This is a genomic window from Marinobacter sp. M1C (genome assembly GCF_023314135.1).
Classification (GTDB): domain Bacteria; phylum Pseudomonadota; class Gammaproteobacteria; order Pseudomonadales; family Oleiphilaceae; genus Marinobacter.
On sequence record NZ_CP092289.1, the window covers coordinates 3,368,937 to 3,389,481 of the forward strand.

Here is a 20,545-nt window from a genome sequence, read left to right on the forward strand (position 1 = left end):
ACACCTATGTTTACGGACACCCGACGGTGGCGGATTCTGACAATCAGCTTAAATTGATTAATTTTTATACAGAAAAGCTTTGCTGGCTTGTCAAAAAACGAGCGTCAGGCCCGCCACAATAATCCCAAACAAAACGGCCAACCCCACCAAAATCTTCCAGGGAAAAGGTGGCGCAGGTGGCTCTACAGCGAGTTGCTCTTCCAGATAACGTCTCAGCAACCGTGTATTACGAGTATTGGCCTTGTAGATGGCATCAAAGGCATCTCCCACCACGGGTAACAGGCCACCTATAAAATCGATACCCATATTCTGCAGCATGCGCCGCTTTACATCCTTGCTGGCACCGGCCCGTTGCGCTTCGATCAACACGTAACCGGACAACGCCAAGCCCACGATGTCTCCCAACACCGGCACCAGGCCGATAACCGCTTCAGCCCCAATTTTGAAGCGAGTAAAGGGGATGCCAATGCTGCTGTCGGTAAAGCGGCTAAACCTATCCAGCCGTGCAAGGATCGCCCGTTGTCGAGCTTCGGTGGGCTTTGCCATTGCATCTCCACAACCAGATGATAAAACGAGGGTCGAGGACAGGTTAGCAGAAAATAGATCTGTCCCGGATTTTAGTCCAGAGTTACTGATCGTGGTTAGTCTTCTAAGCATCGCAGGTATTGCAGCCCGGACAACTGTTCCATCTGGCCCCGAATCCACGCAACCCGACCCCATACATAAGCTGAAGGTTGTGCGGCGTTGAGCACTTTCGGGTTCGGAAGAACCGCCGCAAGCCGGGCCGCCTGCGTTTGCGACAACTGGCTGGCTGGAATACCGAAATAGCGCCTGCTGGCCGCTTCCACCCCGTAAACCCCGCGGCCAAATTCGGCAATGTTCAGATAAACCTCAAGGATTCTGCGCTTTGGCCAAAGTGCATCAATGGCTATGGCCAAGCCGGCCTCCAGAGCCTTGCGAACAAAGCTGCGACCATTCCAGAGGAACAGGTTTTTAGCGGTTTGTTGGGTAATGGTGCTGGCGCCACGCAAGCCTTGCCCCTTTTTATGCTCTGAAACCGCTTTGCGGATAGCCGCAAAATCAACACCATGATGCTCAGGGAATCGTTGATCTTCGCTGGCAACCACGGCCAGCGGCATCCAGGGAGAGATATCCGATAGCGCCACCCAGTCATGCTGCAGCTCAGGGTCTGAATCAGTTACCAGATAAGCCAGGATAAACGCAGAGGTTGGCGGGTTCACAAACCGGAACAGCAGTATCATCATCAACACAAAGAGCACACAGCCGGCAAGGAACCAGGTAGAGCGGCGTAGAAATTTTCGGATCAATGATTGTCGGGCCACAATTTTATCTTCACGCAGTTTTGGGTCAGAATTGAATCTGAACAGAAACTGGAGGAACTTTCCATGAAACATGTAACTATTGATATTGTGTCAGACATCGCCTGCCCATGGTGTGCGATTGGCTATGCACGGCTGGAAAAAGCCATGGAAGAGCTGAAAAACGAAATGGATTTTACCATCGAATGGCACGCGTTCGAGCTCAACCCGGATCCATCCGGCGACGGCGAACCCATACTCCCGGCATTGAGCCGCAAATATGGGCGCAGCGAAGACGAAATGAGGGCAAATCAGGCCCAGATGATTGACGTCGCCCACAGCCTCGGCCTGAATTTCGAGAAACTGCAGGAACGCTATACGCGCAATACTTTTGACGCTCATCGATTGGTAAAGTGGGCTGGACAGCACAACAAGCAGACGGCGATGAAGCAAGCATTTTTCGAAGCCTATTTCGGCCGCGCCGAAAATATCGCCCAGGCGGACATTCTTGTTCAATGCGTGGAGGAGATTGGCTTGAACGGTTCTGACGCCCGAGAGGTTCTTACCTCAAACCGGTATGCGGATGATGTAAGACAAGACGAGGCTAAATACCAGCAAGCCGGGGTTTCAGCCGTGCCTGCCTATATCGTTAATGACAAATATATGATTTCTGGGGCTCAGGAACCGGATACGCTGGTCAAAGCCTTGCGGGAGATCGCAGCGGAACCGGTCTAGGTCGTCTCATTACGGGGCGTGGGGGCCCTTCCATGGGCCTCCTGCGCCTTGTCACGGTGTCGCTTACTCAGACGCAGCAATCAGGCTGGCATTACCGCCAGCAGCCGTTGTGTCAACACACAGGTGGCGCTCAATCACATACCGCTGATCAAGTTTATGCTCCGTAATCAGCGGCAGCAGTGCACCATCGCGCTTTCTCAGCGCCTGCCGATACGGTTTCAGCACTGAATGCTCGCCGCAGCTAACCGCTGCCTCGAAGCCCTTGACGGTTTCAAGAGCATCCGGCTCCAGCTCGCCTTCCACACCAACCACCGGCAAACCAGCCTTGGCAGCGCGATCTACTGTGTCACTGACACCCGGCGCAACCACCACTACCTTGTTGCCCTGAGCCAATGCCATAATCATCTGTTCGATCGCTGTTTCTTTATCCGGACCCAGACACAGCACAGTGCCACGGGCGTGGTTGGTCAGAATATTGCTTTCACCGGTTGGCCCCGGCATTACCTCTTCGTGCGCATCAAGTGGCTCCGGAATACTGTCGAAGACCGATTGCATGGCCTCGACCCGCGCTTTTGGCACTTGGGTGTTCATTCTGCCAAGCTTGCCGATCAGATTCTCCAGCGCTCTTGCATCCACTTTCTTGCCGCCCGATTCTGCCGGCCGCTGAACCGTCTCGCCTTTCATAAACCGACGCACATACTGCGGGCCACCGGCTTTCGGACCCGTCCCTGACAAACCTTCGCCACCAAACGGCTGAGAACCCACGATCGCACCGATCTGATTCCGGTTAACGTAGATGTTACCCACCTTGATGCGACGGGAAATACGATCAACTCGGCTGTCTACCCGGCTGTGAACGCCAAAGGTCAGGCCGTAACCCTTCGCATTAATGTCATCCACTACCTTGTCGAGTTCTTTCGCATCAAAAGTAGCCACATGCAGAACCGGGCCGAAAATTTCTTCTTCCAGATCCCCAATACCGTTCACCTTGATCACCGCAGGAGACACAAAGTTGCCTTTGTGCGGCACTGACAGTTTCTTCAGAAGCTGGTCCTTGTTCTCGAACTTCTTACAGTGATCGATGATTTTCTTCGCGGAGGGCTCATCAATGACCGGGCCTACATCTGTCGACAACAGCCACGGATCACCAATGCCCAGCTCTTCCATAGCGCCATACAGCATTTTCAGCAGGCTATCGGCAATGTCCTTCTGCACATACAACATCCGCAGCGCCGAACAACGCTGCCCCGCACTCTGGAAGGAAGAGGCCAGCACATCACGAACCACCTGTTCCGGCAGTGCAGTAGAATCCACGATCATGGCGTTCAGGCCGCCGGTCTCTGCCACCAAAACGGCATCCGGTGCCATGTGTTCGGCCATGGCCTTGTCGATTACCTTAGCGGTATTGGTAGAACCGGTAAAACAGACGCCGGCTATGCGGGAATCCGAGGTCAGGCCCGCACCCACGGTGGCACCGGTGCCCGGCACCAGTTGAATCGCATCCTTGGGAATGCCTGCTTGATGCATCAGTTCTACGGCTCGAACGGCCAGCAGCGAGGTTTGCTCGGCTGGTTTGGCCAGAACGACGTTACCTGCCACCAGGTTAGCCAGAACCTGACCGGTGAAGATAGCCAGCGGGAAATTCCAGGGTGAGATGCACACCACCGGGCCGATGGCTTCACCGCTGTTTTCATAGCGCACACCTTCGTTGGCATAAAAGTGGGCAAAATCCACCGCTTCACGAATTTCAGCAACGGCGTCCGACAGCGATTTACCCGCTTCCCGGGTGGCCAGCGCAAACAGCTCTAGGGTGTTCTCTTCATACAAATCCGCGACTCTGCGCAGGCAGGCTGCGCGTTCTTCTACGGGCGTGGCAGACCAGGACTTGAAACCTTTCTGCGCGGCAGAGATTGCCGTTTCAATATCGGCCTCGTTGGCCTGGGTCACATGCCCCACCAAATCTTCCGGGTTGGCCGGATTGCGAACTACCTGTACTTCGGTGCCCGATACCTTACCCGCAATCAGCGGCCCGCCTTTCCAGTGGTGCTCTTTGAAAACATCGCGGCCCTTATCAATAGCTTCGATAGTGACCGGGTCAGTCAGGTCCCAGCCTTTCGAATTGCGGCGATGCTCACCGAAAAGCTTGGATGGACGCACAATCGCTTTACTGGAAATGTCGTCACCCATTTCCTTGACCAGCTCGATCGGATCTTTTGCGATCATTTCAGGCGTAATGCTTTCATCCACAATCTGGTTTACAAAGGAACTGTTGGCGCCGTTTTCCAGCAGGCGACGTACCAGATACGCCAGCAGTTCATGATGGGGACCTACCGGCGCATAAATCCGGCAAGGTACGCCGCTTTCGGCCATTACCTGGCTGTGCAGAGATTCACCCATACCGTGCAGGCGCTGAAACTCGTAGTTGGCTTCACCACGGACTCTGGCCAGCTCAAGAATTGCCGACACGGAATGCGCGTTATGGGTCGCGAACTGAGGGTAAATGCGATCCGTCATGTTCATTAATTTGGTGGAACAGGACAGGAACGACACGTCACTGCAGGCCTTGCGAGTGAACACCGGAAACCCGTCCAGGCCCATCACTTGGGCGCGCTTGATTTCAGCGTCCCAGTAGGCACCTTTAACCAACCGCACCATGATGCGACGATCGTATTTTTCGGCTACTCCGTACAACCAGTCCAGCATGAAAGGTGCACGCTTACCGTAAGCCTGCACAACCACACCGAAGCCATTCCAGCCTGCCAGTTCAGGATCGCTCAAAAGAGCCTCAATAACGTCCATTGAGAGGTCTAGGCGATCCTGCTCTTCCGCATCAATATTGAAGCCCATGTTGGCGGCGGCCGCTTTTTTGACCAGTCGCATAGCCCTGGGCACAAGCTCTTTCATGACCCGCTCTTTATTGCCGTACTCGTACCTTGCAAGCAACGCAGAGAGCTTGACCGAAATGCCCGGATTCTTGCGAACGTCACCGCTGCAATGTTTGGCGATACTGTCGATACCGTCAGAATAAGCATTGTAGTAACGCTGGGCGTCATGATCCGTGCGAGCCGCTTCTCCAAGCATGTCATAGGAGTAGGTGTAGCCCTTTTTCATGTAGCCTTCACCGGCTTTCTGGGCTTCCTTGATGTCGCGCCCGAGCACGAATTGCCGCCCCATCTCTTTCATGGCTTGGCTTGCCACCGTACGAATCACCGGCTCACCCAAACGCTTCAGAAGCTTACGGAGGGTTTCACCCACGTTTTTGCGCTCGGAATCCTTGAGCAGGTTGCTGGTCAGCAGCAGGGCGATGGTCGCCGTATTTATCAAAGGAGAAGAGGCCTTGCCCACATGGTCACCCCAGCACCCAGACGTGATCTTGTCTTCGATCAGGTCGTTGATCGTCGTAGCGTCTGGCACACGCAGCATGGCCTCAGCCAGGCACATGAGAGCAACACCCTCTTTCGTAGTCAGCCCGTACTCGGCCAGGAATTTTTCCATGATGGTGGGCTTGGCGTTCTTCCGAACGCCACGAACCAGGTCGGCCGCTCTAGCAGAGATGGCCTTGCTCTCGGAAGGGGATAATTGAGCGCCATCAATCATTTCGTGAACCACGACATGCTCAAACGCAAGATAGTAATCGCGAAGCGCCTGTCGGCTGTCGACAAGTGCGGGAGTCTCTGATTGCAGCGGTCTCATGGTTGTACCCTCTTCTTCATTGTTTGTATTGCTCACCGTGCTCGCATTCTACCGAGAACAGCAGAAACATTTTCACTGTAAAAAAGGAATTTACAGGCCATTTTATCTTTTCTTGGGGATAAAAAATGACAAAAACTCTGAGGCAGCGCGATTAGATAGGCTAAACTCCCAAATCTGAACATTTAAGTGCCACTAACCCCCTAATCACAGCATGCTTTTAAACTTTTAGCGTAGACCTAAAGCTGATGATTTGCAGATAAGAAGTGGAAGCAAAATCAGATCCCATGCAATTGGTTCTTGAGCATCTGGCAGATTTTACGTACGAACTGCGGAAAAGTTCAACCAAACCGGAGCACACCCAGCAGGAGATAAAGATCGTGGAACTGGACCGGATTGATCACTCAATTATCCGCGAATTGCAGAAGAACGCGCGAGTCACGGTCACAGAACTGGCATCCCGGGTTGGACTGTCCAAGACGCCCTGCCAGGTACGCATGCGCCGGCTAGAAGAACAGGGCTACATTACCGGGTACACAGCGCTGGTTAATCACACCAAGTTGCAACAAAACCACATAGCATTTACGGAAGTGAAACTGAGCGACACCAACAGCCACGCTCTGTCCGCATTCAACGTAGCGGTCAATCAGATCTCTGCCGTTGAGCAGTGCCACATGATTGCTGGTAATTTCGATTATTTGCTCAAAGTCCGCACCCGTAACATGGTTGAATACAGGCAAGTTCTCGGCGAACAGATTTCGGCCCTACCCCACGTTTTACAGACCAGCACATTTGTGGTGATGGAGAATATAAAGGACGTGGGGGTCTGAACGTAAACCGTAACGAAACCGGTGACAGGAGCCCACGCTATAACAGCCCGCCCTTTCGAGAAGCGCTTGAGGCAATGCGGTAACAAGAACATTAAAAAAGGGGTCGAGTTTTCACTCGGCCCCTTACAAATTCAAATCAGCAATATCTTATCAGCGTACTTTTGACAGGAATTTCTGAGTTAGCGGGTTTTGCGGATCGGTAATAACCTGTTTAGCCTCACCGAGCTCGGCAATAACACCTTCGTGAAAGTAAGCCACGCGGTCCGACACATCACGCGCGAAACTCATTTCATGTGTCACGCAGATCATGGTCATTCCCTCATCCGCCAACAGGCGCAATGTATCCAGAACCTCGCCCACCAATTCAGGGTCAAGAGCGGATGTAACCTCATCAAAAAGCATGTAATCAGGTTTCATGGCAAGGGCGCGGGCAATCGCCAGGCGCTGCTGTTGGCCGCCAGACATTTTGGTAGGATAAACGTCAAACTTGTCACCCAGGCCAACATGAACGAGTTCCTTTTTGGCAACTTCAATCGCTTCCGCCTTGCTCATTTTTTTGACGATTCTGGGCGCCAGAGCCGCATTTTCCAGCACGGTCATGTGCGGAAAGGAATTCCATTGCTGAAATACCATGCCCAGCTTCTGACGCAGCTTATCTTTGTTGGTCTCTTTGCTATGAACATCAACGTCATCTACAAAGATTTTACCTTTGTGAATACCCTCGATCGCATTGATGCAATACAACAGAGTCGACTTACCGCTTCCGGAGCCGCCGATAATGCTGAGAACTTCGCCTTTTTTAACATCTAGGCTAACGCCTTTCAGAACCTCAAGATCACCAAAGGATTTATGGACATTCTGGATACTAATCATATTGCCATTTTCCTCTCAACATACCGACCATATGACGATAAGGGGTATGAAATAATAAAGTAAAAGATACCAACACCGATAAGAATCTCTAATGGTTGCTGGGTACGGGAGATGAGCTGATCAGACGTACGCAGCAACTCCATATAACCAATAACAGAGACCAGAGCCGAGTCTTTGATGACACTTAGGGCAACGCCCAACCAGGAGGGAAAGACTGCGCGCAAACCGATGGGTAAACGAATATAGAAGATGGTTTGCCAGTATGACATACCCAATGAGCGGGCTGAGGTCCGCATGGATTGATGCACGCTTTCGAAGCCACTGCGAAAAACTTCGCTCATGAACGCCATGGTGTAGAGCGTAAGAATGATAGAGCCAGCCACAAACGGGGCTAATGGGTATCCCATTGCGCCAATAAAGGTCGAAAAAAGAATCAGCTGAATGATCAGCGGCACACTTCTGAGTATATCCAGCACACCACCAAGCAGTACGTTAACAACTTTGCTGCTTTCAGCGCGCAAAAAACCAACGGCCAAACCCAGCAGGGTTCCCAACACGATCGCTACTATCGATATGGTCACCGTATTCATGATACCGGTAAGAATAAAACCGGTATCGCTCCAGGACAGAGGCGTAAACAAAGAGTTCATCAGATTTCCCCTTTGAATAGTTTGCGGGAAAGAAGTGACGAACTGAACAGCACCAGCTTAGTGATGATGAAGTACATAACCGCTGCCACCATAAAGAACTCAAGCGTCCGGAATGACAATGACTGGAGTCTTTGGGTTGTTCCGGAAAGCTCGCCCATTCCAACCAAAATACCCAATGAACTCATCAGAATAGACCAGACAAACTGGTTAGTCATCGGATGATAGATTCGTCGGAGCATTTGCGGCAAGATGATGTATCGATACACCTGAATACTGGTCATACCTAAAGATTTGGAAGCGCTGTACTGTGTGCTGGGGATGGACTGAAATCCACCGCGGAAAGTCTCGGTCAAATAACCCGCATTGATAAAAATCAGTGCGCTTAACACTGCAACGTAAGGGCTTAAATGGATGCCTAAAGCTCCCAGCCCGAAATAAGCCATATAAATTTGGAAAAGCGCTGGAGTGTTTCGGGCTATCTCGACCCAGGTAGTCGCTATATAACAATAGGGCTTGCTGTTGTTCATCTTGGCAATCGCCAACAGTATCGCGATCACAATACCCAAGAGCATTGCGAGCACAGATACGTGCAGGGTTACAAAGGCCCCATTCAACAACTCAGGCATATTCTGGAACACGACGTTCCAGTGAAATTCATAATCCATACCTTGGCCACTTTCTGTGGTTAAGAAGGGCTCTGATGGGTGATTTATCAAAGCACCTATCAGATCTCGAAGCCGTTACGCAGGGATATATGCGTTTGGCCTGTCAACAAGTAATATTGGCAGCCGCCTAACTGGCGGCCACCGATGTCGTTATTACTTGTTATCCCTCAAGGACTGGATCAGATCAGCAGGTGCATCTGAACCGAAGTGCTTGTTGTAGTGCGCATTCATGTTGCCATCGCGAATCTGATGCACCAGAAACAGGTTCAGATAGCTAATCCAAGCGCCCTCGCTTCTTTTTGCGATCAGACCTACAACGTCGTCATAGTTAGGTACGAAAGGGCCCGCAACAAAGTCTTTGAACTCTGCGCTTTGTAGCTTGGTGGCAATATTGGTGTTGGTTGAGATAACCGCATCCACTTTGCCTTGGTACAAACCCAGGTAGGCGTCGTTTTCAGACTTGAACGCGGTGTAATTATCCGTTCCCCAGCCTTTTTTCTCGGCGTAGGCAAGGTATTCGGTTTCGTAAGTAGTACCCAGTGCAGCGCCAACTTTCAGGTTCTTGAGATCGTCAAACGACTGGATATTCTTGTTTTTTTGGGCAATTACCTGGAATTTGAAAACAAAGTACGGGTAGGTGAATCCAACGGATTTTGCACGTTCTAGAGTATCGGAAGTAGAGCCGATAACAACGTCGGTTTTTCCGGAAATCAAGGATGGGATTCGATCACCCCAAGTAAGATTGAGTACGTTTGACTCCACGCCGAGGGCGTCAGCCAGATCGTTACAATAACCTACATCGAAACCTGCGGGCTGATTGTCTCCGTCAAAATAGCCCATCGGTGGGAAATCGAGAACCACACCACAGTTCAGTGTTCCCCGCTGGATCACGGTGTCAAGTTGATCGGCTGTCGCATTCACGGAGGTGAACGCAATGCAAGAAAACACGAGTGACGTTGCTAATTTACGCATCATAGTTTTTTTCTCTGATTTTTTTTGTTACGTCATAAGTTACGAAACTTACATGGACTTAAACTAAGCCCAAGAAGCTTACCTTAGATTTGTGAGTGAAAATCACTAAAAAACATGATTGAACAGGCGATTTAACTTTTGTATCTAGCTTTAACAGGAAATTACGAACAAAATGCTTAAAACCCAGACTAAACTCTTAATTTTAACATTAAGATAGCCATGTAATCCTATGAAATAAAAACTTTTTTAAATTTAACCCACAGAACATGAACAGAATTATTTTCAGGCCCGCCCGAGCAACAAAAGGAGCATCGGCGGGTTTCGGCCATCGGTCAACCACAAACGAGAGTACTTACAATGACACTAACGCTTAAAGACGCAGCGCTGCTTCGACAGCAGGCTTTTATTAACGGCAAGTGGTGCGCGGCGGCCAACGGCCAAAGCTACTCCGTCACCAATCCCAGCACTGGCGACCGAGTGGGCGATGTGCCCGACATGGGCGCGGCGGAAACCACCCGCGCCATCGATGCCGCTGCAGCGGCGCAGCCCGCATGGAGCGCCCTGACCGCCAAAGCGCGTGCCACAGCGCTGCGCAAATGGTTCGAACTGATCCTCGCCCACCAGGAAGACCTGGCACAACTGATGACCAGCGAACAAGGCAAGCCCCTGGCTGAAGCCCGAGGCGAAGTGGCCTACGGCGCGTCTTTTATCGAGTGGTTCGCCGAGGAGGCCAAACGGGTTTACGGCGACGTTATCCCGTCCCACGGCCCTGACAAGCGCATTATTGTTCTTAAGCAGCCCATTGGCGTAGTAGCAGCGATTACACCCTGGAACTTCCCGATCGCCATGATCACCCGTAAAGTCGCCCCGGCGTTGGCGGCAGGATGTACGGTGGTCGTCAAGCCCGGGGAAGACACTCCCCTTTCCGCTCTGGCTCTGGCCGAACTGGCATCCCGTGCCGGCTTGCCCGCTGGCACCTTTAACGTGATCACCAGCCAAGATGCCGCCACCGTCGGTCAAACCCTCTGTAACGACAGCCGGGTACGCAAACTCTCTTTTACCGGCTCAACCCCGGTGGGCAAACTGTTGATGCGCCAATGCGCCGATACGGTCAAAAAGATTTCTCTGGAGCTTGGGGGTAACGCCCCCTTTATCGTCTTCGACGACGCCGATCTGGACGCAGCAGTGGCCGGTTTGATGGCATCCAAGTTCCGCAACGCCGGTCAAACCTGCGTTTGCACCAACCGCATTCTGGTGCAAGATTCCGTCTACGACACCTTCGTCGAAAAGCTGACCAGTGCCGTAGCCCAATTGAAGGTCGGTGACGGATTGACCGAGGGCGTCACCATCGGCCCCCTGATTAACGCCAAAGCAGTGGCCAAAGTAAAAAGACTGGTGGCCGACGCCGTTGACCAGGGTGCCATCCTGCATCAAACCGGCAACGCCGAGGGACTTGGAGAAAACTTCTACGCGCCGGTGATCCTCACCCAGGTTACGACCGCCATGAGCATCGCCAATGCAGAGATTTTCGGCCCGGTGGCGACCGTGTTCCGCTTCTCCAATGAAGCTGAAGCCGTGCAAACCGCTAACGACACCCCCTTCGGTTTGGCCGCCTACTTTTACGCCCGGGACATCGGCCGTATCTGGCGGGTCGCCGAAGCGCTGGAATACGGCATGGTGGGCATCAACGAAGGGATAATTTCCACCGAGGTAGCTCCCTTTGGCGGCGTCAAAGAGTCCGGCATTGGACGCGAGGGCTCCAAGTACGGCATCGACGACTTTGTCGAAATCAAATACCTGTGCATGGGCGGCCTAGGCTGACCGGTCAGATATCGCCACAGCAACGATAAAAAAAGAGGCAGAACCCGAAGGGGTGTCTGCCTCTTTTTTGTGGACGCCGCCTCGCGTTAACAGAGGCAGCGTCCACAGCTCCCTGTCAGGGGATGGTTCGGGGATGATCAGGCCTTTGGCCAGCAGCTCACTGAACATGACCATCTGAACTTGGGGGAAGCGCGCCATCAAAATATTAACGCGCTGACGCATGGCTTCGGTGTTGTCGCCATGATGCAAAGCATGCATCTGAACTCCGGCTATTGTGAAGTAAGACATGGTGTTCCTCTATATGGCGATACTACAAAGTGTGGCGATACTACAAACTCTAATTTCAAAATCCAGCTTTTGCTCGGAGATCAAAACAGCTCAATTTAGCCTTCGGACTGGATGGTTTTACGTTGATATCACCACCACAAAAGATTGTAACTTTAACAAGCTTAGGTCAAATATGGGGGTCTGTCGAAAGGCAATTTTGATGGGTGTAGATTTACTAATATTAGCGCAACCTGCGCATATTTCGGTTTTTTATTTCAGCCTTGAAACAAGCCGAGCCAGCTGCTCGCTGGTGCTTTCAAGATAGTGCGCTGCACGCGCAATAGCGTCACTTTTACTGATTGGCCCAGGGGCAATCGAGAAAACCGCCGTAATGCCCGCCTCATGAATGGCCGTCATATTTTCGCCCCCCAACATGCCGGCAAGGCCAATAACAGGCACCTGATAGAGTTGTGCCAGTTTGGCAACGCCGGTCGGCGTTTTACCAGAAGCACTTTGGCCGTCAATCGCCCCCTCGGCCGTAATCACCAAGTCGGCGGCCTTCATCTGTGCGTCCATACCCACGGCGGCCATCACCAATTCGATACCGGGTTTTAAAAGCCCACCAAGAATCCCGGCGACCGCTCCCCCAATGCCGCCTGCTGCGCCACTTCCTGCAAAGCTACTTATATCGTAACCATTTTGTTCCACGCACCTGGCAAAGTGCCCAAGGTTGTTGTCGAGCACTTTGACGTCGCCTGGTGAGGCACCTTTTTGCGGCCCGAATACTGCGGCGGCACCCAGGTCGCCGAGCAAGGGGTTGGTCACATCGCAAGCAACCACGACATCTACACCCGCCAGGCTTGCTTTCGTGCCGGCAATATCAAAGTGGCTGATGTACTTTAAACCCGCACCGCCGGGAGGTATGGGCCCGCCTTTACTGTCCAATAATTGTGCACCCATAGCTTGCAGCAAACCCGCGCCACCATCGGTGGTGGCACTGCCCCCCAAGCAAACAATAAGGGTCTTCGGCCGGTGTTTCAAAGCAGCCATGATGAGCTGGCCGGTGCCATAACTGGACGCTGTCATCGCATTGCGGTCAGGTTCGGCCACACAGTGCAGGCCGCTTGCCTCTGCCACTTCAACGATGGCGGTTTTCCCATTATCTATCAGCCCGTAACTGGCGTTGACCGGGTCGCCGGAAGGGCCGCTTACCCGTGCCTGGTGCAACGTGCCGTGCATAGCCCCAACAAGAGTGGCTGTTGTGCCTTCGCCGCCATCTGCCAGGGGGATTTTAATCACCTGGTCAGCCGGAGCACCACGCAACCAACCTACAGCGATCGCGTCAGCGACGGCTTTCGCTGTCAGACACTCTTTGAACGAGTCAGGGGCAATGAGTACGCGCATGCTTCAGTCCTTACCAAGTTGTTTGAATATCGCTAGTTCCCCTTACAGAGCTACCAGGGATGCTAGCCACACGGCAGTAATCGTTACCAGGCCCATGAAAAGTGTCGCCGCTGTGTGTGAGCGATACGCCGTTGCAACGTCCATTTTACTGAACTGCGACACCACCCAAAAATAGCTGTCGTTGGCGTGGGAGACGGTCATTGCACCGGCACCAACGGCCATGACCGTTAGTACGCGGCCCATATCTGAGTCCAACCCCAATTGCGGCAACAACGGGGCAACCAGCGCAGAAGCGGTAACCAGGGCGACGGTTGAAGAACCTTGTGCCGATTTGAGCGCAGCGGCCACAATGAAAGGCATGATAACCCCCAGGCCCAATGTAGACAGATTCTGGCCAAGAAAATCACCCAGCGGTGTCGCGGCAAGCACAGCACCGAATGCGCCACCCGCACCGGTAATCAGAATAATCGGTGCTGAGACAACCAGGCCCTTTTCGGTGTGACGGGCAAACCCTTTGAGTTTCTCATCACCTTGAATCAGCAGTACTGCAAACCCAAGGCCAATCAACAGAGCATTTAGCGGCTTACCAAGAAAATTCAGCGCTTCATAAAGAAACCCATCACCCAGCGGGGCGGTTGGGTAACTGGCTACTGAGGCCAAACAAATAAGGACAATAGGTACAAAAATAGGGGCAAAGGCTTTCCATGGGCCAGGCAGTTCACCGTAATGCTCTTTACCTTCCTCAAACGCTTCTTCTGTTTGATCCAGTTCTGTACTGGGCAGGTTTCGTGAAAAATAGGCCCAAACCAAACCCGCCATCGCCGCGATTATGGCGAAAACAAGGCCGACGCCGATAACCAGCCCCAAATTGTCTTCCAACCCCAGGTTGCCTGCGGCCGCAATCGGGCCAGGCGTGGGTGGTACAAGGGTGTGGGTTGCAAATAAACCGGTAGAAAGTGCCACCGTCATTGCGACGGGGGATACGCTAAGGGTTCTCGCCATGGAGCGCTTCAAGCTGTTGAGAATGACAAAACCAGAATCACAAAACACCGGAATAGACACAATAAAACCAACGATGGACATCGTCATGGTAGGGAACTTTTTCCCCAAACATCTAATGATGGTCTCAGCCATCACAATAGCGGCACCCGTGCGTTCAAGAATGACACCAATGATGGTACCCAAAACGATAACCAGACCGATGTAGCCGAGAATTTTACCAAAACCACCGCGAATCGTTGATTCGATGGAATCGAGGGGCAGGCCAAATGCGAACGCGGCAATGAACGATGCCAGCAAAAGTGTAATGAAAGGGTTGAGGCGCAATTTGCTCGTTGCGAACACAATGAACGCGATAAGGGCGATTAGAATAAAAACCATGTACATAGAAAATCTCCTGCATTGCCATGCCTAAGAGGCGCTGAGCCGTCGCTTGATCAAGTGTCGTCATAGGCGTTTTTGGCAATCAGTCGGCATACACCAAAAAATTGAGGCAACGCTACTCGACGACTCTGTGTTTTATCATCTAACTCATCACTCACAGTGATACCAGAAATACCAGGCAACAATTATTCATCCTAGCTCTTCACCCCGACAATGCTTGCATCGGATTCGAAAGCACCCACGTGGTTTCCAGTCCCCGACAAACCAATCGATGATCCTTAGGATAATAATTATGCGTAAAATTACAGCAACCGCAATCGTAGCCGTCTTGTTCGCTTTCGCCCTTCCCGCTTCTGCCAGCTTGGCAGACCGCAAGTCGGACGAGCAGAAGACCGAGCAGCCAGCAGCGCCCGCCCCATACAGCGGCCACGTTGTAATTCGCGGCGAGATTGTTGCCGTTGACCACACATCGGCCCAACGCACATCTAAAATCTGAATAGCGTAGCCATTGTGCTTAAGAACTCAGCCGTCGGGATGTATTTTTTATCAGCTGCTCGGCGGTAAAACGTATTTCCCCCGACCCGCTGGGCTTAACTTTGTACTTTAAATATCATCAAAAATGATGATTTAGTCAGTCATGTCCATGATGCTTGAGTAACGCTCTTTCAGCGAGTTCTCGATCAACTCTCGCAACCAGACAATGCCGGGGTCACGGTCGTGCCTGGCGTGCCAAAACAGGTAGAGGCTACTGGGATCAAGGTTAAACGGCAAAAGCGTGACCCACAAATTCCGTGTGAAGTCGTCACTTCGAAGAATAACGTCCGGAACTGCACAAATTAGGTCGGTGTGACACAACAAGCTGGGTACTCCCACAAACTCATTCACCGTTACCGCAATGCGCCGGTTCAGCCCTTTTAGATCAAGATAGCTGTCGACAAGCCCGTGAGCTTCGCCGGACATCGTCACCAGCAAGTGCCGCGCATCTATGAAATCTTCCATAGAGAGCGGTTTACCTGCCAGAGGATGGTCGGCCCGCATTGCAACCTGATAACCCCCCTGGAACAGCCAGATACTTCTAAGGCTATTGTCGTGATGGCTGATTGGTCCAATGGCGAGATCTACGTTGGCTTCGCGTAAATCACTGTAGGTTCCTTCCGGCGTGTAAGGAACAGCGTGAAGGTCAACGCCTGGAGCCACTCGCTCGAGTTTTTCAGCCAGTTGGCGCCAGATCATTTCTACGGTGAGATCCGTGACCGCAATCCGGAAAGTCCGGCGTGCCTGAGCGGGGTCGAACTTAGTGGATCTGACGGCGGTTGACAGGTCATAGATTGGGCCCCGAATACGGTCCCAAAGGCTGAACGCATAGGATGTCGGTTCTATTTTGCGCCCCTTTCGCACGAACAGCGGGTCATCCCAGACCTGTCGCATTCGCGAAATCGCGTTGGAAACCGCCGGCTGCGTCATTGCCAGGCTTTCGGCCGCACGAGTGACCGAACGCTCGGTCATGATCGCATCGAACACATAAAGTAGATGCAACTCCTGGCTTTTCATCGAGCGGTTTTACTCCGGTCTGGAATGACCCGCTGTTCGTGTGAAAGGGGCGCAGGAAAACAGTCGTCGCATGCCGTAAACGCCCCAGCTTAAGCTTAGCGCACGATCATTACCGACATTCTGGCATGATGCACCACATGCTCGGCATTGGGACCCAGCACATAATCGGCAAATTTGCGCTTGTTATGGGATGCCATAACGATCAAATCGATCTCGAGTTTCTTGGCCACCTTGATGATCGCCTCCCAGGGCGAGCCATCAACGATGACACTTTGCGCTCTTACATCCGCGGGCACGTTCGCCTTAATGAACGCGCGTTGAGCCTCGGCTATCGCCTCATGTGCTTTCGAAGCGAAGTCCTTGGGAAAGTAAGACCCCACTATGGGCATGTTGTAGTCCGGCAGAACCGTGACCAAATGTAGCGAGGCGTTGAAACTTCTGCATAGCGTCAAAGCCGTTGGAAGCGCTTTCGACCAGGATTCCTCCTCATTAAGGTCCACTGGCAACATAATTTTGCTGTACATGGCAATCTCCTTCAAGCAATGGCGGTAGCCGCCGTATTATCACGACGCCGGCGCTGCAACACTATGACCAGCCCAAATACAAGGAAGGCAGGAATCCACATCAGCTCCTTGGTCCAGCGGTCAACAGGGGCCAGCACCTCTATAATTTCCTGGTCGAAGTCGAAGCCAAGATCCGACGCCTGACTGCCATAGGCCACCATATCAACGATTGCCGTATCACCCTCGATCAACAGGTCCATGCCCAGGTTATCGAGCCGCTCCTGCCCGGTGTCGCCATCCGGCACTGGCAGAGTCATGTAGGTGGTCATGCGATCGCCGTACGCATCGCGACCTGCAATCTGCAAGCGCAGGGTCGAATCTTCATCGGCAGCGCCCAGGGCCTCTACGAATTGTGCGGGCGGCATAGACTGATAAGGGTCATGAATCATGTCCATCCAAAACCCGGGCCGGAACAGCGTGAACGCGATCAGCAGCAATGCGGCAGATTCATACCAACGGCTGCGAATGACCATGTAGCCCTGAGTCGCCGCCGCGAAGATCAGCATGGCTATTGTCGACACCACGAAGATCAGAACGCCCTGCAAAAAGGTTACATCGATCAGCAGCAGGTCCGTATTAAAGATGAACAGGAATGGCAGGGCCGCAGTACGAAGGCTGTAGTAGAAGGCTTGAAAACCGGTTCGGATAGGATCGCCACCGGAAACCGCCGCCGCCGCGAAGGACGCCAGCCCCACCGGCGGCGTCACGTCGGCCATAATGCCGAAGTAAAACACGAACAGATGCACCGCAATCAAAGGCACCAGCAGCCCGTTCTCTGCCCCCAGCTGAACAATAACCGGCGCCAGCAGCGCCGAAACTACGATGTAGTTGGCCGTTGTGGGCAGTCCCATGCCCAGAATCAGGCTGAGCACCGCCGTAAGCATCAAAATCAGCAGCAGGTTCCCCATAGCGAGGATTTCTACCACCTCGGCCAGTACCAGCCCTACCCCGGTCTGCGACACAGCCCCAACGATGATGCCAGCAGTGGCCGTGGCAATACCGATGCCAATCATGTTGCGGGCACCGGTAACCAGGCCAACCCACAAATCCATGGCGCCTTCACGCAGATCTGCTGCCATTTTGCTGCGACCGCGGAAGATCGAGGTAATGGGGCGCTGGGTAAGAATGATAAAGACCATGAACACCGTGGCCCAGAAAGCCGACAAGCCCGGCGACAGGCGCTCCACCATCAAACACCACACCAGCACAACCACCGGTAGGATGTACTGCAAACCAACTAACACCGTGGGCCTGGTTTGCGGCAGCGAATAGATCGGTTGATTGGGATCATCCAACTCGAGTTCGGGGTAACCGGCCGCCAGTTTGAGCAAAGCGACATAGATCACCGCCAGCCCAACCGAAACCACCCAGGGAGTGGCATCGCCAAGAACCGGCTTGAGCCAGCCAAGGCCGTAATAGACGACCAAAGCCGTCACCATCATCAACAAAAGCCCACCGAGAAAACCCATCACCTTGCGTACCAGGGGCTTAGGCGGATTGCTGCTCTCAAGGCCCTGCATGTTGGCCTTCAGTGCCTCCAGGTGAACGATATAGACCAGTGCGATATAAGAGATCAAAGCCGGCAAAAAGGCATGTTTGATGACATCGACATAGGAAATACCCACGTACTCGACCATCAGGAACGCGGCTGCGCCCATAACAGGCGGCATAATCTGACCGTTGACCGAAGACGCCACCTCGACAGCACCCGCCTTTTCGGCAGAAAAACCGACGCGTTTCATCATCGGAATGGTAAAGGTGCCCGTGGTGACCACGTTGGCAATCGATGAACCGGAAATCAGCCCGGTCATGGCAGACGCCACTACGGCAGCTTTGGCCGGCCCGCCCTTGTAATGGCCAAGCAGCGAGAACGCGACCTTGATAAAATAGTTGCCCGCTCCGGCTTTGTCGAGCAAAGCGCCGAACAACACAAACAGGAACACGAAACTGGTCGAGACCCCCAGCGCGATGCCAAAAACCCCTTGGGTCGTCAACCACTGGTGATTAATAAGCCCAAAAAGGCTAACCCCGCCATGGGATAGAATACCGGGCATCCAGGGACCAGCAAGGCTATAAATAAGAAAGACCGACGCCACAATCATCAGCGGCGGACCAAGCGCGCGGCGGGTCGCTTCGAGCAGCAGCAGTATCCCAGCCACCCCGACGATCACGTCCTGCAATATCGGCGCACCGGGGCGCTGAGACAGCCCTTCGTAGAAGATAAACATGTAAGCGCCGCAGAAGGCCGCCAACGAAGCAAGCACCCAATCCTGAATGGGGATTCGATCGCGGGGCGAACGCTTAAATGCGGGATAGGCCATGTAAGCCAGAAAAAGCGCAAAGGCCAGGTGAATGGAGCGGGACTCCGTGGCACTAAACACACCGAAACCCAAAATGAAAGGCACCGGAGAAGCAATCCATAATTGAAACAGCGACCATGCCGCTGCAATGCTAACCAATAACTTCCCCGGCATGCCAGCTGGTTTGCGGGCTCCCGAGTCACTGGAGGCAACCATGTCCTCCAAATCGGCACTCGAGTCTCGAGGTTTTGTATTTTCGTCAGTCATACTCAGCCCTATCCGCCGTCAGTCAGGTTGCTATTGATATTATTATTGCGCTTGGAAACGGCTCCACAAACGCAATGCGCGGATACCTACAAGCATCCGCGCATCGGTCACTCAGCTATAACAGCCATCAGAAACAGCCGTTAAAGCAAAATCACTCAATCCAGCCTTGCTCACGATAATAGCGTGCAGCGCCATCGTGCAGCGGCGCTGAAAGCCCCTGTGTCGCCATTTCTTTGGGGACCAGGTTTTCGAAGGCCGGGTGCAGACGCTTAAAACGATCGAAATTATCAAAAACGGCCTTGACTGTCTGGTAGATAACTTCGTCATCAGCCTTAGCGGTGGTTACGAAAGTCGCCGCCACACCGAAGGTTTCAACGTCTTTGTCATTGCCCTTGTAAAGGCCACCAGGGATCACCGATGCGGAATAGTACGGATACTCGGCGACGATGCCTTTAACATCGTCGTCGTTCAACGGGATAAGGCGAGCATCAACGGTTGTGGTCGCTTCCTGGATTGAGCCGTTGGGGTGCCCAACTACATAAACCATCGCATCGATGTTGTTATCGGCGAGCGCCGCGGCTTGCTCGGCGGCATCCAACTGCGACGCCAGGGAGAAGGTATCCATGGTCCAGCCTTTGGCGTCCATCACCACTTGCATGGTGTTGCGCTGGCCAGAACCGGGGTTGCCGATATTGACGCGCTTGCCTGCAAGGTCATCCAGGGTAGTAATGCCAGAATCGGCGCGGGCCAGCAGGGTCAAAGGCTCGCCATGAACCCGGAAAACGGCACGCAGGTCTGTGTAGGCATCACCTTCGAAGTTGCCGGTACCATTATAGGCCTGATACTGAACGTCGGACTGAGCCACACCCATATCCAGTTCGCCGGACTTGATGCCATTGATGTTGGCAACAGAACCACCGGTAGACGGCGCATTACACTTGATATTGGCATCTTCCAGACGGTTGACCAAACGACAGATCGACTGACCGACGACATAGTACACGCCGGTCTGGCCGCCGGTGCCGATGGTAATGAACTGTTCTTTGTCTTGGGCCATCGCCGGTGATGCAAACATGGCAGCACTCAGCAGGGTGCCGGTAAATACGGCAGAGAACGCATGGCGTTTCATAAACACACCTCAATAATTGTCATTATGGTCGGTAAAAAGCGAAAAAAATTACATATACGGAAAAACGCCTGCTTGATGAGGTCTGTTTCCCTTATTTCCCAGTTTAGCCGCGACTTACGTGAAGTA

The 20,545-nt window shown here is 52.9% G+C and carries 18 protein-coding genes; 4 read left to right on the forward strand and 14 right to left on the reverse strand.

From position 1 onward, the window contains the following. Positions 1-90: 90 nt before the first annotated feature. Positions 91-546 (reverse strand): DUF4112 domain-containing protein, encoded by a 456-nt coding sequence (locus MIH19_RS15820; RefSeq protein ID WP_249005781.1) that lies wholly within the window; start codon positions 544-546, stop codon positions 91-93. A 95-nt stretch (positions 547-641) separates the two neighbouring features. Continuing rightward, positions 642-1,343 (reverse strand): monofunctional biosynthetic peptidoglycan transglycosylase, encoded by a 702-nt coding sequence (gene mtgA, locus MIH19_RS15825; RefSeq protein WP_249005782.1) that lies wholly within the window; start codon positions 1,341-1,343, stop codon positions 642-644. Between the two features lie 63 nt (positions 1,344-1,406). On the opposite strand from mtgA, the gene MIH19_RS15830 reads away from it, so the two are divergent. Next, a complete protein-coding gene (locus MIH19_RS15830) occupies positions 1,407-2,054 on the forward strand; it encodes a DsbA family oxidoreductase (RefSeq protein ID WP_249009029.1) in 648 nt (215 codons plus the stop codon). 63 nt (positions 2,055-2,117) lie between these two features. Here the strand turns inward: MIH19_RS15830 and putA are convergent, their stop codons facing one another. Continuing rightward, the gene (gene putA / locus MIH19_RS15835) at positions 2,118-5,747 is read right to left on the reverse strand and encodes a bifunctional proline dehydrogenase/L-glutamate gamma-semialdehyde dehydrogenase PutA (RefSeq protein ID WP_249005783.1); all 3,630 of its coding nucleotides are present in this window, start codon (positions 5,745-5,747) and stop codon (positions 2,118-2,120) included. Between the two features lie 374 nt (positions 5,748-6,121). On the opposite strand from putA, the gene MIH19_RS15840 reads away from it, so the two are divergent. Continuing rightward, positions 6,122-6,574, forward strand: coding sequence for an Lrp/AsnC ligand binding domain-containing protein (locus MIH19_RS15840; RefSeq protein WP_249009030.1), 453 nt, complete (start codon positions 6,122-6,124; stop codon positions 6,572-6,574). A gap of 150 nt (positions 6,575-6,724) precedes the next feature. Here the strand turns inward: MIH19_RS15840 and MIH19_RS15845 are convergent, their stop codons facing one another. From MIH19_RS15845 to MIH19_RS15860, 4 genes are all read right to left on the reverse strand, one after another. Beyond that, complete coding sequence (locus tag MIH19_RS15845) at positions 6,725-7,447, reverse strand: amino acid ABC transporter ATP-binding protein (protein WP_249005784.1); 723 nt, start codon at positions 7,445-7,447, stop codon at positions 6,725-6,727. Next, positions 7,444-8,097: an amino acid ABC transporter permease gene (locus MIH19_RS15850; RefSeq protein ID WP_249005785.1), complete on the reverse strand. Its 654-nt coding sequence runs from the start codon at positions 8,095-8,097 to the stop codon at positions 7,444-7,446. The genes MIH19_RS15845 and MIH19_RS15850 overlap by 4 nt, the downstream gene beginning before the upstream one ends. Then, positions 8,097-8,762 carry an amino acid ABC transporter permease gene (locus tag MIH19_RS15855; RefSeq protein WP_014872196.1) on the reverse strand — a complete coding sequence of 222 codons (666 nt, stop codon included), beginning with the start codon at positions 8,760-8,762 and terminating at the stop codon, positions 8,097-8,099. The genes MIH19_RS15850 and MIH19_RS15855 overlap by 1 nt, the downstream gene beginning before the upstream one ends. A 153-nt stretch (positions 8,763-8,915) precedes the next feature. After that, on the reverse strand, positions 8,916-9,737 hold the full coding sequence (locus tag MIH19_RS15860; protein WP_249005786.1) for a transporter substrate-binding domain-containing protein: 822 nt from the start codon (positions 9,735-9,737) through the stop codon (positions 8,916-8,918). Between the two features lie 354 nt (positions 9,738-10,091). Here MIH19_RS15860 and MIH19_RS15865 point away from each other — a divergent pair, with 354 nt between their 5' ends. Beyond that, entirely contained in the window at positions 10,092-11,555 is a 1,464-nt protein-coding gene (locus MIH19_RS15865; RefSeq protein WP_249005787.1) for an NAD-dependent succinate-semialdehyde dehydrogenase, read from the forward strand. On the opposite strand, the gene MIH19_RS15870 is transcribed toward MIH19_RS15865, so the two are convergent. From MIH19_RS15870 to MIH19_RS15880, 3 genes are all read right to left on the reverse strand, one after another. Further along, positions 11,547-11,843 (reverse strand): hypothetical protein, encoded by a 297-nt coding sequence (locus MIH19_RS15870; RefSeq protein WP_249005788.1) that lies wholly within the window; start codon positions 11,841-11,843, stop codon positions 11,547-11,549. The genes MIH19_RS15865 and MIH19_RS15870 overlap by 9 nt on opposite strands. Positions 11,844-12,092: 249 nt before the next feature. Continuing rightward, positions 12,093-13,226, reverse strand: a complete 1,134-nt coding sequence (locus MIH19_RS15875; RefSeq protein WP_249005789.1) for a glycerate kinase — start codon at positions 13,224-13,226, stop codon at positions 12,093-12,095. Positions 13,227-13,268: 42 nt separating this feature from the next. Then, complete coding sequence (locus MIH19_RS15880) at positions 13,269-14,612, reverse strand: GntP family permease (RefSeq protein WP_249005790.1); 1,344 nt, start codon at positions 14,610-14,612, stop codon at positions 13,269-13,271. 289 nt (positions 14,613-14,901) lie between these two features. Between MIH19_RS15880 and MIH19_RS15885 the strand changes: the two genes are divergently transcribed. Continuing rightward, positions 14,902-15,105 (forward strand): hypothetical protein, encoded by a 204-nt coding sequence (locus MIH19_RS15885; RefSeq protein ID WP_249005791.1) that lies wholly within the window; start codon positions 14,902-14,904, stop codon positions 15,103-15,105. A 131-nt stretch (positions 15,106-15,236) separates the two neighbouring features. Here MIH19_RS15885 and MIH19_RS15890 read toward each other — a convergent pair whose 3' ends face one another. From MIH19_RS15890 to MIH19_RS15905, 4 genes are all read right to left on the reverse strand, one after another. Beyond that, a complete protein-coding gene (locus MIH19_RS15890; protein ID WP_249005792.1) occupies positions 15,237-16,160 on the reverse strand; it encodes a LysR family transcriptional regulator in 924 nt (307 codons plus the stop codon). Between the two features lie 95 nt (positions 16,161-16,255). Then, entirely contained in the window at positions 16,256-16,684 is a 429-nt protein-coding gene (locus tag MIH19_RS15895; RefSeq protein WP_249005793.1) for a universal stress protein, read from the reverse strand. A gap of 11 nt (positions 16,685-16,695) precedes the next feature. After that, positions 16,696-19,290 (reverse strand): TRAP transporter permease, encoded by a 2,595-nt coding sequence (locus MIH19_RS15900; protein WP_249005794.1) that lies wholly within the window; start codon positions 19,288-19,290, stop codon positions 16,696-16,698. Between the two features lie 151 nt (positions 19,291-19,441). Further along, a complete protein-coding gene (locus MIH19_RS15905) occupies positions 19,442-20,419 on the reverse strand; it encodes a TAXI family TRAP transporter solute-binding subunit (protein ID WP_249005795.1) in 978 nt (325 codons plus the stop codon). Positions 20,420-20,545: the final 126 nt, after the last annotated feature.